This window comes from Demequina aurantiaca, assembly GCF_000975135.1.
Taxonomy (GTDB): domain Bacteria; phylum Actinomycetota; class Actinomycetes; order Actinomycetales; family Demequinaceae; genus Demequina; species Demequina aurantiaca.
The window spans coordinates 237,488-252,134 of record NZ_BBRF01000002.1; the positions used below are offsets into that span (position 1 = coordinate 237,488).

The 14,647-nt window shown below is 65.3% G+C and carries 16 protein-coding genes and 2 tRNA genes; 7 read left to right on the forward strand and 11 right to left on the reverse strand.

Going from position 1 to position 14,647, the window contains the following annotated elements; translation table 11 throughout:
- Positions 1 to 3 precede the first annotated feature (3 nt).
- Complete coding sequence (locus AOP73_RS09560) at positions 4 to 1,260, forward strand: deoxyguanosinetriphosphate triphosphohydrolase (RefSeq protein ID WP_061965361.1); 1,257 nt, start codon at positions 4 to 6, stop codon at positions 1,258 to 1,260.
- Here the strand turns inward: AOP73_RS09560 and AOP73_RS09565 are convergent.
- Genes AOP73_RS09565 through AOP73_RS09575 form a run of 3 tightly spaced genes read right to left on the reverse strand, consistent with a single transcriptional unit; the run spans position 1,257 to position 2,554 of the window.
- Positions 1,257 to 1,679 carry a hypothetical protein gene (locus tag AOP73_RS09565; RefSeq protein WP_236683574.1) on the reverse strand — a complete coding sequence of 141 codons (423 nt, stop codon included), beginning with the start codon at positions 1,677 to 1,679 and terminating at the stop codon, positions 1,257 to 1,259. The two genes, AOP73_RS09560 and AOP73_RS09565, sit on opposite strands and share 4 nt — an antisense overlap.
- Positions 1,679 to 2,098, reverse strand: coding sequence for a hypothetical protein (locus AOP73_RS09570; protein ID WP_061965363.1), 420 nt, complete (start codon positions 2,096 to 2,098; stop codon positions 1,679 to 1,681). Before AOP73_RS09570 ends, AOP73_RS09565 begins: the two co-directional genes overlap by 1 nt.
- A 6-nt stretch (positions 2,099 to 2,104) precedes the next feature.
- Positions 2,105 to 2,554, reverse strand: a complete 450-nt coding sequence (locus tag AOP73_RS09575; RefSeq protein ID WP_061965365.1) for a DUF6941 family protein — start codon at positions 2,552 to 2,554, stop codon at positions 2,105 to 2,107.
- A gap of 167 nt (positions 2,555 to 2,721) precedes the next feature.
- On the opposite strand from AOP73_RS09575, the gene dnaG reads away from it, so the two are divergent.
- Complete coding sequence (gene dnaG / locus AOP73_RS09580; RefSeq protein ID WP_061965367.1) at positions 2,722 to 4,770, forward strand: DNA primase; 2,049 nt, start codon at positions 2,722 to 2,724, stop codon at positions 4,768 to 4,770.
- A 95-nt stretch (positions 4,771 to 4,865) separates the two neighbouring features.
- Here the strand turns inward: dnaG and AOP73_RS09585 are convergent.
- Positions 4,866 to 4,941, reverse strand: a tRNA-Asn gene (locus tag AOP73_RS09585).
- A gap of 107 nt (positions 4,942 to 5,048) precedes the next feature.
- On the opposite strand from AOP73_RS09585, the gene AOP73_RS09590 reads away from it, so the two are divergent.
- Both AOP73_RS09590 and AOP73_RS09595 read left to right on the forward strand, forming a co-directional pair.
- Positions 5,049 to 5,122 (forward strand) — tRNA-Ile (locus AOP73_RS09590).
- A gap of 45 nt (positions 5,123 to 5,167) precedes the next feature.
- Positions 5,168 to 5,470 carry a DUF1905 domain-containing protein gene (locus AOP73_RS09595; RefSeq protein ID WP_061965369.1) on the forward strand — a complete coding sequence of 101 codons (303 nt, stop codon included), beginning with the start codon at positions 5,168 to 5,170 and terminating at the stop codon, positions 5,468 to 5,470.
- On the opposite strand, the gene AOP73_RS09600 is transcribed toward AOP73_RS09595, so the two are convergent.
- On the reverse strand, positions 5,467 to 6,342 hold the full coding sequence (locus AOP73_RS09600) for an NAD(P)H-hydrate dehydratase (protein ID WP_061965371.1): 876 nt from the start codon (positions 6,340 to 6,342) through the stop codon (positions 5,467 to 5,469). The two genes, AOP73_RS09595 and AOP73_RS09600, sit on opposite strands and share 4 nt — an antisense overlap.
- 58 nt (positions 6,343 to 6,400) lie before the next feature.
- Between AOP73_RS09600 and def the strand changes: the two genes are divergently transcribed.
- Positions 6,401 to 6,901: a peptide deformylase gene (gene def, locus AOP73_RS09605; RefSeq protein ID WP_061965373.1), complete on the forward strand. Its 501-nt coding sequence runs from the start codon at positions 6,401 to 6,403 to the stop codon at positions 6,899 to 6,901.
- Positions 6,902 to 6,922: 21 nt separating this feature from the next.
- On the opposite strand, the gene AOP73_RS09610 is transcribed toward def, so the two are convergent.
- On the reverse strand, positions 6,923 to 7,573 hold the full coding sequence (locus AOP73_RS09610; protein WP_061965375.1) for an NAD(P)H-hydrate epimerase: 651 nt from the start codon (positions 7,571 to 7,573) through the stop codon (positions 6,923 to 6,925).
- 179 nt (positions 7,574 to 7,752) lie between these two features.
- Here AOP73_RS09610 and AOP73_RS09615 point away from each other — a divergent pair, with 179 nt between their 5' ends.
- Positions 7,753 to 8,250 carry a DUF3145 domain-containing protein gene (locus tag AOP73_RS09615; protein WP_061965377.1) on the forward strand — a complete coding sequence of 166 codons (498 nt, stop codon included), beginning with the start codon at positions 7,753 to 7,755 and terminating at the stop codon, positions 8,248 to 8,250.
- Positions 8,251 to 8,319: 69 nt separating this feature from the next.
- Here the strand turns inward: AOP73_RS09615 and fabF are convergent, their stop codons facing one another.
- From fabF to AOP73_RS09640, 5 genes are all read right to left on the reverse strand, one after another.
- Positions 8,320 to 9,558 carry a beta-ketoacyl-ACP synthase II gene (gene fabF, locus AOP73_RS09620; protein WP_061965379.1) on the reverse strand — a complete coding sequence of 413 codons (1,239 nt, stop codon included), beginning with the start codon at positions 9,556 to 9,558 and terminating at the stop codon, positions 8,320 to 8,322.
- Positions 9,559 to 9,613: 55 nt separating this feature from the next.
- Entirely contained in the window at positions 9,614 to 9,862 is a 249-nt protein-coding gene (locus AOP73_RS09625) for an acyl carrier protein (protein WP_061965381.1), read from the reverse strand.
- 81 nt (positions 9,863 to 9,943) lie between these two features.
- Complete coding sequence (locus AOP73_RS09630; RefSeq protein ID WP_061965704.1) at positions 9,944 to 10,933, reverse strand: beta-ketoacyl-ACP synthase III; 990 nt, start codon at positions 10,931 to 10,933, stop codon at positions 9,944 to 9,946.
- Between the two features lie 5 nt (positions 10,934 to 10,938).
- Positions 10,939 to 11,853 carry an ACP S-malonyltransferase gene (locus AOP73_RS09635; RefSeq protein ID WP_061965383.1) on the reverse strand — a complete coding sequence of 305 codons (915 nt, stop codon included), beginning with the start codon at positions 11,851 to 11,853 and terminating at the stop codon, positions 10,939 to 10,941.
- 90 nt (positions 11,854 to 11,943) lie between these two features.
- Positions 11,944 to 13,113 carry a PucR family transcriptional regulator gene (locus AOP73_RS09640; protein WP_236683575.1) on the reverse strand — a complete coding sequence of 390 codons (1,170 nt, stop codon included), beginning with the start codon at positions 13,111 to 13,113 and terminating at the stop codon, positions 11,944 to 11,946.
- 265 nt (positions 13,114 to 13,378) lie between these two features.
- On the opposite strand from AOP73_RS09640, the gene AOP73_RS09645 reads away from it, so the two are divergent.
- Complete coding sequence (locus AOP73_RS09645) at positions 13,379 to 14,605, forward strand: hypothetical protein (protein ID WP_061965387.1); 1,227 nt, start codon at positions 13,379 to 13,381, stop codon at positions 14,603 to 14,605.
- Positions 14,606 to 14,647: the final 42 nt, after the last annotated feature.

A 14,647-nucleotide genomic window follows, 5' to 3' on the forward strand; every position in this document is an offset into this window, starting at 1 on the left:
AAGGTGAGCACTCTTCCCGCGGGCTACAGCGCATCCGACATCGAGCGCTACGTCACCGAGCCTCCCAAGAGCGCCGCCCGCTCGCCATTTGAGCGGGACCGGGCGCGCATCGTGCACTCGTCCGCGTTGCGCAGGCTCGGCGCGAAGACGCAGGTCCTAGGCGCCGGCTCCGGGGACTTTGTTCGCACCCGGCTCACCCACACCCTCGAGGTCGCGCAGGTGGGACGCGAGTTGGGCAAGTCGCTGGGCTGCGACCCCGACGTGGTGGACACGGCGTGCCTCGCCCACGACCTCGGCCACCCGCCATTCGGACACAACGGCGAGCGTGCGCTCGACGAGGTCGCCAAAGACATCGGCGGCTTTGAGGGCAACGCGCAGACGTTGCGCCTGCTTACCCGCCTGGAACCCAAGTCCGTTCACCCTGACACGGGAGAGAGCGTGGGCCTCAATCTCACTCGCGCCACGCTCGACGCCTCCGTGAAGTACCCCTGGCGCGAAAATGCGACGCCCACCCGACCCGACGGCAGTGCCACCCGCAAGTTCGGCGTCTACGAGGACGATCGCCCCGTATTCGACTGGCTTCGTGGCGACGCCCCTGAGCGCCACATCAGCTTTGAGGCGCAGGTCATGGACCTTGCCGACGACATTTCCTACTCGGTTCACGACGTCGAGGACTCCGTAGTGCACAACGCCGTCTCGCTCAGCGTGCTGCGCGACCCCGGCCAGGCCCGCGAGGTCGCGGCGCACGTGCGCGCCTGGTACGGCAGGGGAGACGAGGCCGAGTTGGCCGCAGCACTGGACCGCCTCCGCGCCCAGGACTGGTGGATGGACGAGTACAACGGCTCGCACCGCGCGCTCGCCGCCCTCAAGGACATGACGAGCCAACTCATCGGTCGCCTCGCCGGTACGGTCACGGACGCGACGCGGGCAGAGTATGGCGATGGCCCTCTGACCCGCCACAACGCCCAATTGGTGATCCCATCGGAGATCGCCAACGAGATCCTGATCCTCAAGGGCATCGCCGTGCACTTCCTGATGGCCCCGCGCGAGAAGAAGCCCGCGTACAAGCAGCAACGTCAGCGACTGGCGGCGTTGGTGATGGAGTTGGCCAAGCGTGGGGCCGATGCGCTTGAGCCTCACTTCGCGGCATCGTATGTGGACGCGGCGGACGATGCTGCGCGGCTACGCGTCGCCGTCGACCAGGTGGCGTCCCTCACCGACAAGTCGGCGTACGACTGGCACCACCGCTACTGCCGCTAGTTTTTTTCTGCGGCTGATGCTGAGGCTGGGTCAGAGGACGCGGCGGCTGCCGTGCGACGCCTCACCACGAGCAGGACGAGCGCGGCGATCGGCAGCACCAGCGGCACCCATCCGTAGGCCGAGCCAAAGCCAGTCCACACGGTCTCGTCCGGCCACCAGCTGGACTCGACATAGCCCAGCGTGCCTACCACAATCACGCCGGTAAGCTCGACGGCCGTTCCCCATAGCGCCAGCTTGTAGCGTCCGCGCCAGATCGCGAAGGCGATCACGGTATAGAGGACGGCGGACAGGAACGAGATCGAATACGCGAGGGGAGCTTCGGAGAACTTGGTGGTGATCTGCACCACGGAGCGACCGGCTGCGGCCAACCCCAGAATTGCGTACAGCGCCACCAGCGTGATGCGCACGATGGCGTTCACTAGTGGACTCCTTGGAAGATCTCGAACACCCGCCATGCCACTACGGACATCGCGATGGCGACGATGATGGCCACCGCGCCATCCACGCGCGCGATCTGATCCGGTGCGAGGACGGGCCGATTGGGGTCGGGGTCCTCCGCCGCGGCATCGGGCTCACCGAGGCGGCCGATGCCAAGCAACGGCATCAGCGCGATGGCGGCCAGAAGGTAGCCGATGGTGATCACTAAGGGAATGCCGCCGCCCAGTAGGGCATTGATGATCGCCAAGACCTCGATGAGGGTCACCACATACGCCGCAGTCACGACCCACGTGAGCACGCGATGTGCCCGAATCCAGATCAGCGTCACGATGCCGGTCAGCGCCAGGAGCGCACTGAATCCCAACACAAGGGGATAGATGTACCCCTCGAAGAACTCCATGTGGGGTTAGTTGGAAGCTTGCTGCACGCGCATCGGCAGGCGGGTAGCCTCTTCGCCGTCGACCGAGACGACCCACGTGAACATGCCGGGCGCCTGGAAGCGCATGCCGTCTACGGTGAATGCGAAGCACGCGACCTGCTCGTCGCCATCAACGAGGTGCGGGGGACGGCCGAGCGTGAACTCGCCACCCATCGCGCGCACGGGCTCGGGCTGACCCTCGGCGTTCTGACGGATGCCGATCGGGTACTCCTTGCCATCCTCGGTGAGCAGCTTGAGCTCAAAGTTGTGGCTCGCGTTGGTCGCGGTGAACGGCACGTGCACGGTCGATGCGACCGACAGGCGACGGTGGGCGGCAGGGAACTGGCGCACGTAGATGGTGTTCCATCCGGCACCCATGGCGTAGATCTTGCCCTGTACGACCTCGGCGGTGTCCGCCAAGAATGCATCGACTCTCACGGTGATGTCCTTTCGGTGTAATGCCCCTAGCCTACCCAGCACCAAACCCTCTGCGGACGTACGAAATTTCGCTGAGCGAGTAGTAGCCGCCACGAGGGGCGCCAGGCGGCCGATGCTGACGCACGAATTCGTGCGTGACGCGATCCGGTCCCAACTAGAGTAGGCACGTGGCTGGGACTATCAATCGGGATGACATCGCGACCGTTCGCGAGCGCGCGCCCATTGAGGACATCATCGGACAGCACGTCACACTAAAGTCCGCGGGCGTCGGCTCACTGAAGGGCCTGTGTCCCTTCCATGATGAGCGCAGCCCCTCATTCCACGTGCGCCCCGCCGCCGGACGCTGGCACTGCTTTGGCTGTGGCGAGGGCGGTGACGTCATTGAGTTCGTGATGCGCATGGACGGATTGCCCTTCGCGGAGGCCGTGGAATACCTGGCCGAACGCTCCAATGTGACGCTTCGCTACGAGGCCGGTGGCGGACCGCGCAAGGAGGGCACGGCGGGGCTGCGCAAGCGGCTGCTCGACGCGCACCGCGTCGCCGCCGAATTCTTCGTTTCCCAGCTCGGCACCCCGGAGGCCAAGACCGCCAGGGACTTCCTGCTGGGTCGTGGGTTCGGCCAGGAGGCCGCCGCGACGTTCGGAGTGGGCTACGCGCCCCAAGGCTGGTCGTCCTTATTGGACCACCTGCGCAGCAACGGCTTCACCGAGCCGGAGTTACGCGCATCGGGACTGGTCTCCGAAGGCCAGCGCGGCATCTACGACCGCTTCCGCGGCCGCCTGGTGTGGCCCATCCGCGACGTCACCGGTGAGCCCATCGGCTTTGGCGCGCGTAAGCTTTACGAGGATGACCAGGGCCCCAAGTACCTGAACACCCCGGAGACCGCGCTCTACAAGAAGAGCAACGTCCTTTACGGGCTGGACCTCGCCAAGGGCGCCATTCGGTCCGAGCGCACCGTCGTGGTGGTCGAGGGCTATACCGACGTCATGGCGTGTCACCTCGCGGGCATCAAGAACGCCGTCGCGACCTGCGGCACCGCCTTTGGCGAGGACCACGTCAAGGTGGTGCGCCGCCTCATGGGAGACACCGGCGGTGCGCAACTCAAGGTCGGCTCGACCGGCGCCAAGGTGATCTTCACGTTTGACGGCGACGAGGCCGGGCAGAACGCCGCGCTCAAGTCCTTTGCGCTCGACCAGCAGTTCCTCGCACAGACATTCGTCGCCGTGGACCCGGACGGGATGGACCCCTGCGACATTCGTCAGCAGCGCGGGGACGAGGCCGTGCGTGCGCTGATGGAGGCGCGCGTGCCGCTGTTTGAGTTTGTGATCAAGACCGCGCTGGGAGCCAACAACCTCGAGACCCCCGAGGGCCGCGTAGCTGCACTGCGTGCGGCCGCCCCCGTGGTCGCGGGCATCCGCGATCGTGCCATTCAGCCCGAGTACGCGCGCCGCCTGGCGGGCTGGCTCGGTATGGACGAGGTCGTGGTGCGCAAGGCGGTGACCGATGCGGGCAAGGCGAGGCAGGCCGCGGCTAGGTCACAGCCGCCCCAGGGACGTCCCGCGCAGGGCGGGCAGCAAGGTGGCCAACACCGTGGCCAGGCGACTCGTCCTGGGCAGCCAGCCGCAGCATCGGCCGGACGGGGTGAACCTCCTCCCTACGACGCGCCTCCGCTGGACGACGGCGATCCGTACACGGACCACGCGTCCGCGCAGGGCGCCTTTGGAGCGAACGAGGGCTACGAGCGGCCCAACCCCCGCGACCCGGTGGTGCGCTCCGAAGCCGTCGCGCTGGGCGTCATCCTGCAGTTGCCCGATGCGATCACGGCCCACGCTGACGTCCGTCAGGTCTTTGATGGGCTGGCTTCCGACGCGTTCACCGTGCCGCAGTACCGTGCGGTGTTTGACGGCGTTCTGGCCGCCGGCGGCCCCCAGGCCACCAGTGAGTGGGTAGCGATGGTTGCCGAGCAGGTGGGACCGATGCTGGCGCCCACCGTTTCGGAAATTGCTGTCACGCCGCTGCCGCACGATAAGCCTGAAGAGGCGCATCGCTACGTGCGTTCCGTGCTCGCGCGCGTCGCAGACCTGAGCGTGACCCGCCAGATCGCCGAACTGCGCGGGCGCATGCAGCGCGCGGGGCAGGGGACCGAGGCGGCGAGCGAGGCGTTCGCGGAAGTGATTCGGCTGGAGCAGCTAAGGCGCACCCTGCGGGAGGAATAGCGATTGCGCCTGGCAGAGTGGTGTTTGCTGGCTAGGCCATCCGTCTTGGAAACACAAAAGCCGGCCCGCGATGTGGACCGGCTTAGTGCTTGCAGTGGCTCCCTCTATTGGACTCGAACCAATAACCTGCCGATTAACAGTCGGCTGCTCTGCCAATTGAGCTAAGAGGGATTGTGCAGTCACAAACTTTACATGACTTCGCGGCGTTCTACGAACACGCGAAACTGGTGTCTTCACTCGCCGATAGACTACCTACCGCTCGCCCTTGCGGCGAGCGCGGGCCAGTAGCTCAGCCGGTTAGAGCAGCGGACTCATAATCCGTCGGTCGTGGGTTCAAGCCCCACCTGGCCCACTGCAGTCGAGGGGGACCTCAAGGCGACAGAAGGGTAGCCGAACCGTGACGACGACGTACGAGTTCAAGGCCAGTCTCTGGCGCTGGGACGTCCACCAGGGCGTCTGGTTGTTCGTTACCTTGCCCAACAAGATCACCGATGAGATCGACGAGGAGTACTCCGGGCTCCGCGCGGGGTTCGGGTCGGTCAAGGTGAGCGTCAGCATCGGCGAGACGACCTGGGAGACGTCGGTCTTTCCGTCCAAGGAAGAGGGCGGGTTCATCCTTCCCATCAAGAAGGCAGTCCGTAAATCCGAGGGGCTTGACGAGGGCTCGACCGCGAGCGTTCGCCTCACCCCCATCGACTAGGCCGGCGACTCGTCGCCGTACTGGTCGACAATTGCCGCGACCACGGTCGGCACCATGTCGGCCACGTCGAGCGCACTGATGGGCCCACCGTCGGAAGCCAGCACCCCAGCTTGGGCGTGGATCCACGCGGCGCTGGCCCCGGCATCGGCCGCGGTGAGGCCCCCAGCAAGAAGTGTGCCAGCGATGCCGGCCAGGGTATCCCCGGAGCCGGCAGTGGCCAGCCAGGGCGTCGCCTCAGGTAGGGCGATGGTCGTACCGCCGGGGGAGACGACGATGGTGCGTGAGCCCTTGAGCAACACGGTCGCCCTAGCGGTCTCGGCAAGCAGGCGTGCGTGTCCGGCGCGATCGCCGTCGACGTCGGCGCGTGTGACGTCGTGCCGCAATGCCTGCAACGCGCGAACGAGTTCATTCGCGTGCGGTGTGAGAAGCACGCTGTCGCTCGCGGCGGCGCGGTCGCCGGATGCCCGGGCGCGGGCGATAGCTTCGAGTGCACCGGCGTCGACCACCATCGGCAGCCCATTCTCGGTCACGGCGCTCATGACTGCATCCTGCTCGGGGTGGTCGGCGACGCCTGGGCCCACCACCCACGCCTGGCAGCGGGGCAGGGCGTCCGATGCGTCGGATGGGGCGTGCACGACCACTTCGGGGTGGCGGGCCAGCACGAGGTCCTGGGCCCGACGCGGGCCCACGTAACGCACGAATGCTGCTCCGGCGCGAACGGCTGCGTTGACCACCAACACAGCCGCGCTCGGGTAGGCGTCGGAGCCCGCGATGACGCCCAAGACGCCCCGCGAATACTTGTCGTCACCGGCGCCCGGCACCGGCCAAACGCGCTCGACATCGGCCGCTGACCACTCGTGTGCGTCGCTCATGGCTCCAGCGTCGCACACGCGAACCCGGAGCGGTCGGAGGGCATGAAAGAATGTCGCCATGGCATTCCGCGACATCCGAGTAACCGGTGACCCCGTCCTGCGCACGATGTGCGACCCCATCACGGATATTGACGCCCGCGTCAAGACCCTGATCGAGGACCTGCTTGAGACTGTCGACTACGACGGCCGCGCGGGACTGGCCGCGAATCAGATCGGCGTAAACCTGCGCGCGTTCTCCTGGAACATTGACGACAACATGGGCTACATCATCAACCCCGTCATCGTGGAGCGCTCCGAGGAGTTGCAGGAACTCGGCGACGAGGGCTGCCTCTCCGTCCCCGGCCTCTGGTACCCGTGCGAGCGCCCCGCGTACACGCGCGCCGAGGGAATCGACCTGGACGGCAAGCCCGTGGTGGTCGAGGGCGAGGAGATCTGGGCGCGCCTGATCAATCACGAGGTCGACCACCTCGACGGCCACCTCTACCTGGACCGACTCAAGAAGGACGTTCGCAAGCGCGCCATGCGCGAACTGCGTGAATCGCTCGACGAGGCTAAATAATCTAGGCTTCGTCGCTGCGCGCTAGTCCAGCGTGACGCCCACATCGGCGAGCACCACCAGACCGGCCGATGTTTTGGCCGGCCTGGCAGACAGGCAACGCTTGAGTGCGGTGAAGGTCACGGTGACGCCCGCGTGAACGTGAGGGAGGTCTGCGTCCCCGGAGTCGGCCTCGAGCCCGCTCGGAATGTCGACGGCGATCACGGCCGCATGCAGCGGAATCTCGGCCACCAGGCCGTCCGCAGGGGCTCGTAGTCCCGCGCGGGCGCCGAGGCCGACGATGCCATCGATCACACAGTGAGCTTCCCTCACTAAGGCCAGCGCCTCATCCAGGGAGTCCGCCGCGCGGACTATTCGTCCACCTGCGGCGGCAAAGCGCTTCAGCCCTCGCTCGTGCGCACCGTCGCCCACGAGTACCGCCACCGCATCGGCGCCCTCCGCGCTGAGCAATGCCCCGGCCAGCAGCGCGTCGCCACCGTTGTTTCCCGTGCCGGCCAGGACCACCACATGCGCTCGCCCCATCTGGCGAGTGCGTGCCTCGGTGGTGCCGCGCGCCTCCGCCGCGACCGCATCGGCGGCCCTATCCATGAGCTCGGCCTCCGGCGTCGACTGCATGGTGATCCGCTCGGCATCACGCAGCTGTGCCGCGGTCATCACTTCTGAGTAGGTAGCCATGATTCGACTCTGGCACGGCCCACGGATTGGCGCACATTGCGCCGCGCCGCGCGAGCACACTGGCGCATCCGCGTGAGATAGGGCAACATAGGGACATAGCAGTAACGAACTACCCCGGTAAGCCGGACATTTCTTCAGAGGTCGTAGGGGAAGACGTACCTCAACAGGAAGGAAGGGTCATGGCTGCAATTACCCGTGGTGTTCTATTCGTGCACTCTGCAACGCGCGCAATGTGCCCTCACATCGAGTGGGCCGCACAGAGCGTGCTAGGTTCGCGCGCCACCTTTGACTGGATCGACCAGCCCGCTGGCACCAATCTTTTCCGCGCCGAGGTGGCGTGGCAGGGACAGCAAGGCACCGGCGCCAACCTCGCCTCCGCCTTGCGCGGGTGGGAGCACGTCCGCTACGAGGTCACCGAGGACCCTTCCTTTGGCTGTGACGGCGGACGCTGGTCGCATACCCCCTCGCTGGGCATCTTCCACGCCGTCACCGACGTCCACGGCAATATCGTGGTGCCCGAGGACCGCATTCGTGCAGCAATCGAGGCTGGCGGTACGGCAGCTGACTTCAAGCGCTCCATGGATCTAGCTCTTGGGGCCGCGTGGGACCACGAGCTGGAGCCGTTCCGCTATGCGGGCCACGGTGCCCCGGTGCGCTGGCTCCACCGCGTTGGCTAGAGCTCGCGATGTAGACGCAAAGTAGGGCCCCGCTCCACTGGAGCGGGGCCCTACTTTATGCGTCAGCGGTTACGCAGTACCAAAGATGAGGGCGACGTTGTGGCCGCCGAACCCGAACGAGTTGTTGATGGCCGCGAGCTGACCCTCGGCCGGCAAGTCACGCGGAACGTCGCGAACCAAGTCGAGCTCGAGCTCGGGGTCCGGCTCTGTCACGTTGATGGTCGGCGGGGCCTTGCGGTCCTGTAGGGCCTTGACGGTGAAGACCGACTCGAGTGCGCCTGCGCCACCGAGGAGGTGCCCAGTCATGGACTTGGTAGCGCTGAGAAGCACGTGGTCGGCGTGCGAGCCGAGCACGCTTCGGATGCCGCGAGCCTCGATCATGTCGCCAACAGGCGTGGACGTGGCGTGGCCGTTCACGTGCACGATGTCACTCGCGGTGAGCTCCGCGCAGTCGAGCGCGAACTGCATCGCGCGCGTCTGACCCGCACCCTGGGGGTCCGGCGCCGCAATGTGGTGCGCGTCCGCGGTCATGCCCATGCCGAGCAGGCGGCCGTAGATGCGCGCGCCACGCGCCTTGGCGTGCTCCTCAGACTCGATGACCATGACTCCAGCGCCTTCACCCAGAACAAAGCCGTCCCGCGTGACGTCGTACGGACGCGAGGCGCCCGCCGGGTCGTCATTGCGCTTGGACAGTGCCTGCATGGCTGCAAACGAGGAGATCGGAAGCGGGTGGATAGCCGCCTCGGTGCCGCCAGCGACCACAACATCGGCCCGACCGGACTGGATCATCTCGTACGCCATGCCGATAGCCTCGGCGCCCGATGCGCAGGCGGAGACGGGGGCGTGTGCGCCGGCTCGTGCGGTTATTTCAAGCGAGACGTACGCGGTGGGGGAGTTCGGCATCAGCATGGGCACGGTGAGGGGAAGCACGCGCGCGGCACCCTTCTCCTTCATCGTGTCCCATGCCGATAGCAGCGTCCACACTCCACCGATGCCCGAAGAGACCACGGCGCCCAGGCGCTCGGGGTCAACTTCGGGGGTACCGGCATCGGCCCAAGCCTCGCGCGTCGCCACGATCGCCATCTGGGCGGACGGGTCCATGCGCTTGGTCTCGGGACGGGAGAGAACCTCGTCAGGACGCACCATGAGCTGACCGGCGAAGTTCACGGCCATGCCGTAGGTCTCCGCCCAATCGTTGTCGAGGGTACGCACTCCGGACTTGCCGGCGAGCGCGTTCTCCCAGGTCGTTGGGACGTCTCCGCCAAGCGGCGTGGTCGCTCCAAGTCCAGTGATAACGACATTCGTCATGGTGTGATTCTCCCTTTACGAGGTCAAGAGGGGCAGGGGTGCCGAAAGGCTGAGGTTACGCCTGCGCCTTGGTGATGTACTGGACGGCGTCGCCCACGGTGACGAGGTTCTTGACGTCCTCGTCGGGGATGCGCACGTCGAACTTCTCTTCAGCGAGAGTAACGATGGTCATCATCGACAGCGAGTCGATGTCGAGGTCGTCGGTGAACGACTTGTCGTTCTGGACGTCTGCTGCGTCGAGGCCGGTCTCTTCGGCGACGATCTCTGCCAGGCCCTCAAGGACCTCGTTTTCGTTCAGTGCCATGTGTGTCTCCTTAGGTGGTGGTGATGCGGACGCATCGTGTTCTTGTGTAGAACGATTGTGAAATTAGTAGGTATCCCGAATTTACGGGATCTCGATGACCTGGGCGGCGTACACCAGCCCAGCGCCAAAGCCAATCTGCAGCGCGAGGTCGCCCGACTTCGCGTCGCCATCGCGGAGGAGTCGTTCCGTTGCTAGTGGAATCGAGGCTGCGGACGTGTTGCCGGAGTCGACGATGTCCTTGCCTACTGCCACGTGGTCTGGCAGTCCAATCTGCTTGACGAGCTGGTCAATGATGCGGACGTTGGCCTGGTGAGGAATGAACACCGAGATGGCGTCCGGCGTCAGGCCGGCAGCAGCGATGGCCTCGCGTGCGATGGGAGCCATCTTGAAGGACGCCCATTTGAAGACGGAGGGGCCCTCCTGGAACAACGTGGGGAAGGGGACGTCGGGGTTGTCGCGCACCTCAAGCCAGGAGGCGGTTTGGCGAATGAGCTTGGCGCCCGAACCATCCGAGCCCCAGACAGTAGGGCCGATGCCGGCGGTGTCCGATGCGCCAATGACCACCGCTCCTGCGGCGTCGCCGAGCAAGTACGAGATGGTGCGGTCGGCCGGGTCGACGAAGTCGCTCATCTTCTCCGCACCAACGACCAGCACGTTGCGTGCGGTACCCGCACGAACCAGTGCATCTGCCTGGCCGATGCCGTAGCAATAGCCGGCACACGCGGCGGAGATGTCGAAGGCGGCCGCCGGGATCCCCAGCCGGTCGGCAAGCACGGGTGCGCCTCCGGGGGTCATGTGCGGATACGTGATGGTGGACAGGATGACGGTGTCAACCTCGTCCGCGGAGATGCCGGCCTTGGCGATTGCCTCGAGCGCGGCACGTTCAGCGAGGTCGATGACCGACGTGTCGGAGTTGGCCCGCACACGGGTGGCGATGCCAGTCATCTTGCGGATCCACTCGTCAGACGAGTCAATGGGCTCGATGATGTCCTCGTTGGGGACAGCGGTTTCGCCACGGGCGACGCCCAGGCCAAGGATGCGCGAGAACTCAGGTCCTCGCTTGATGGACATCGTGGTCACGCGTGTGCCTCCAGGAGTTCGCGGGCTGCGTCCAAATCGTCCGGCGACTTAAGGGCTACTGCAGGAATACCCTTCATCGACCGCCGGGCAAGGCCCGTGAGGACTCCGCCTGGCGCGACTTCGATGATCGCCGTGACGCCAAGGTCCAGCATGGTTTGCTGGCAGAGATCCCAGCGTACTGGGTTGGCGACTTGTGACACGAGACGCGCGAGCACCTCATTGCCGTCGATGACTCGCGTCCCGTCCGCGTTGGAAATCAGCACCTCGGCCACGTCGTTGGGGGTGACGCCCGATGCTGCCTCGGCAAGCGTTGCTATGGCCGGCTTCATGGTGTCGGTGTGGAAGGCACCGGCAACCTGCAACTCGATGACACGAGCGCGAGCCGGGGGAGAGGCGACCAGCGCCTCGATCGCAGTCTTAGCCCCAGCGGCAACAACCTGACCGCCGCCGTTCATGTTTGCGGGGGTGAGTCCCAACGAGCCGAGCGTCGCCAGGACCTCGTCTGCGTCGCCACCGAGGACGGCCGCCATAGATGTGGGCTCTGCTTCCGCTGCCGCGGCCGCCATGGCGTTGGCTCGGACCGAGACAAGGCTCATGGCCTCCTGGTCGGTGATCGCGCCTGCCAGTGCGGCTGCTCCGAACTCGCCCACACTGTGCCCAGCAGTGACCGCGGGGATCGCATCACCCAGTACTTCCCGAGCGGTCGCCAGCGCAGTTGCAACGAGTAGTGGCTGCGCAATAGCAGTATCGCGAATCGCGTCAGCATCGGACGTGGTGCCGTGTTCCACCACATCAATATCTGTGGCTTCCGACAACAACTGAAGTTTCTTGGCAACTCCCGGAATCTCAAGCCAAGGGGCGAGCATTCCGGGAGTCTGGGCACCCTGACCGGGGCAGAGAACGGCAATCATGTCTCTAGAGTGCCTTATGAATCACGAAAAGTTGGGCTCCGTGCTCACCGTTTCCTACGAATCGGATTGTATGAGTCCTACAGTTTCAGCCTAGAGAGCCGAGTGGCTGGAGTCACGCAAGCGACCCAACGCGAACGCGGTTTCCAACACGTGGGCGTCACGCGTGGACAACACATTCCATCCGGTGAGCTCCGAGACCTTCTTGAGGCGGTAACGGACCGTATTGGCGTGAACGAACATGAGCCGTGACGCGAGCTCGAGCGAGCGGCCGCAGTCCAAGTACGTCGAAACCGTGTCGACGAGTGCGCCGCTGGCCTTGACGATGGGGTCGTACGCCACCGCGATGAGCTTTTCACGTGCCGCGGAGTCGCCCACCAGGACGCGCTCAGGGAGGAGATCATCGGCCTTCACCGGGCGGGGAGACAGCGCCCATGCGGGGGCGGCGAGCACACCGGTGAACGCGGCGCGGGTCGCGCGGGCGACCTCGACGAGCGTCACGGCCGGCGGACCAACGACGACGGGACCCGGGCCGAAGTTCGTCAGCAACTGCTGAGTCAGTTCGTCCATGTCCGTGTCGGAGCGCGCGATGATGACAAGGTCGTCACCATGAATACCTACGAGGGCACCATTCGCAGTGCGTCGGATGGAGCGTCGTAGCTCCGCGGACTGCACTTCGCCGAGCGTGCCATGGGTAAGTCCAACCATGACCAGTGTGGGGCCGGGCTTCCATCCGAGCGCCGCGGCGCGGCTGGGGAGGTCGTCATCCACCTCTCCGCGGACGAGGGCATCGACCACCAGGGCCTCGATACGAGCGTCCCAGGCACCGCGCGACTCAGCAGCACGCGCGTACACCTCGGCGGCGCTGAAAGCGATCTCGCGGGAGTAACGGAGAATGGCCTCGCGGAGTTCCTGCTCGCCCCCGGGGGCGGCGAATTCGTCGCAGTGATCCTCGACAACCTGAACCACAGTGCGCACAATGCCCAGTGTGTGCTGAAGAGAGATGGAGCGGGTCAACTCGGGAGGCGCTGCGGAGAAAACCTCAGCCGCACCTCGGTAACTACGGGTGGGGTCTGCGTACCACTGCACAAAGGAGTCGATGCCAGCCTGTGCCACTGTTCCGACCCACGAACGCTCCTGAGCGGGAAGGTCTCGGAACCAGGCGTACTCGGTGTCGAGGCTGGTGATGGCCGCGGTGGACAACTTGCCTGTGCCGCCGCGTAGACGCTTGAGGGTGTCCTGTCGGGTGTCAGTTGATGCCATGCCGACCATCATAGGACAGAGTTGTGTGATTTCGACAAGGGCGCGCCCCCCAAGTGGGGGGCAGACTGTGCGGGAATATACGACAAAGCGGTCAGATCGGGGCGTCAAAAACGTGAATTCCTGTTGGTAACGTCAGTTTCGAGTATTTTCGCCGAATCGTTGCGAATCGGTGCCTTGGCGCCCCATGGGTGGTGGTGGCAGTGGAATGGTCGCCAAAAATGGCAAACCATGGGTAGGTTGGTTTAGCAAAACTAGGAGGTAGGCAATGAAGCCGCAACCCAAGCCAGTGACTGGTGCGATTTTTGGATTCCTATTGGGAATTGTGATGGTGGCGTTGCTATGGCAACTCGGCATCCTGCCGCCGGATCGCTTGGTGGTATTCGGCATCGTCGCGATCGTGATGATGGTGAGTACGTTCGCCTTGACCCAGCGGGTGTCGCTCGTCCGCAAGCGGTTTGTCGTGGTTGTGGTTTTCGCAGCATTGTTCGGCGGGGTAGGCCTCACTGGAATACCCGAGTTTGTCGGCGGCGGATCCATCAGCGACGGTTGCACCATCGAAGCGAGTTCCTCGCTCAGCGACACCACCAGTCCTGCAGATACTTCCGCGACCGCGCCGTTCAAGGCCGCGCTGAGCGATGATGTGCCGTGGACGATGACGACCTCCGCGGTGGTCACGACTGGCACAAACGCCGCGGGCCTGAAGGTCGCCGGATTCGAGATTCCGACGTACCAAGGCACCGTGGACAATGCTGCTGGGGTTGAGGAAATCTCTGGCACGGCAAACGTGCAGGCCGTTCAGGATCAGCTCAAGGATGACAGCGGACTTAGTCTCACGGGCGTCTATCACGTCTACGGCTACGTCCACGCTGCGGAAGGTGACTGTGACGTCGATGGCTATGTGCTTGTGGCACCAGCAAGCGCATTTGGCAACTCGATTCTGGTGGGGCTGTGGGTACTTGCCGCAATCCTCTTCATCGTGATCGTGACGCTCGCCATCGGCGTACGCCGTTCGATCCGCACGTCGGAGCGGTTGGCGGCCACGACCCCTCCCACCGGCGTGAGTTCAGGGTCGGAGACCTCGACGTCCGCGCCCATCGTCGCCGCGACAGCGACCAATGCCGAGACACCGGCGGACCAGCAATCTCCGGAGTATGCGCCACAAGCCGACGACACCCAGGCTGCTCTACCGGCCCCGACCCCGGGCACCACGGACGAGGCGGTGGCCGAGCCTGGCGCACCAACGGAGCGGGAGGAGCCGACGGCGGCACCACAGGTTGACGCCGCATCGGCGCCCGAACCCGAGCCCGCTGCGGTCTCGGAGCCGGTGACGGAGCCCGCATCAGACGAGGCACCGTCCTCCGAGGCGCAGGAAGAGCCAGAAGCCGATTCCGCGGCTGAGCCGGTCACGCCCACGGAAGCATCCGACACTCCCGATGCTCCCGCGGAGGATGAACCAAGGCGTGACGGTGACGACACTGGTCACCAGATCTAAGGTCTCCAACGTAAGAACGCCCCGACTCCATCTGGAGCCGGG

Coding starts and splice junctions, on each gene's coding strand:
- AOP73_RS09570 (WP_061965363.1), bottom strand. CDS start 2,098: ATGGAGTTCTTCGAGGGGTACATCTATCCCCTTGTGTTGGGATTCAGT.
- AOP73_RS09600 (WP_061965371.1), bottom strand. CDS start 6,342: ATGAGCGACGCACACGAGTGGTCAGCGGCCGATGTCGAGCGCGTTTGG.
- def (WP_061965373.1), top strand. CDS start 6,401: ATGGCATTCCGCGACATCCGAGTAACCGGTGACCCCGTCCTGCGCACG.
- AOP73_RS09610 (WP_061965375.1), bottom strand. CDS start 7,573: ATGGCTACCTACTCAGAAGTGATGACCGCGGCACAGCTGCGTGATGCC.
- AOP73_RS09615 (WP_061965377.1), top strand. CDS start 7,753: ATGGCTGCAATTACCCGTGGTGTTCTATTCGTGCACTCTGCAACGCGC.
- fabF (WP_061965379.1), bottom strand. CDS start 9,558: ATGACGAATGTCGTTATCACTGGACTTGGAGCGACCACGCCGCTTGGC.
- AOP73_RS09625 (WP_061965381.1), bottom strand. CDS start 9,862: ATGGCACTGAACGAAAACGAGGTCCTTGAGGGCCTGGCAGAGATCGTC.
- AOP73_RS09630 (WP_061965704.1), bottom strand. CDS start 10,933: ATGTCCATCAAGCGAGGACCTGAGTTCTCGCGCATCCTTGGCCTGGGC.
- AOP73_RS09635 (WP_061965383.1), bottom strand. CDS start 11,853: ATGATTGCCGTTCTCTGCCCCGGTCAGGGTGCCCAGACTCCCGGAATG.
- AOP73_RS09640 (WP_236683575.1), bottom strand. CDS start 13,113: ATGGCATCAACTGACACCCGACAGGACACCCTCAAGCGTCTACGCGGC.
- AOP73_RS09645 (WP_061965387.1), top strand. CDS start 13,379: ATGAAGCCGCAACCCAAGCCAGTGACTGGTGCGATTTTTGGATTCCTA.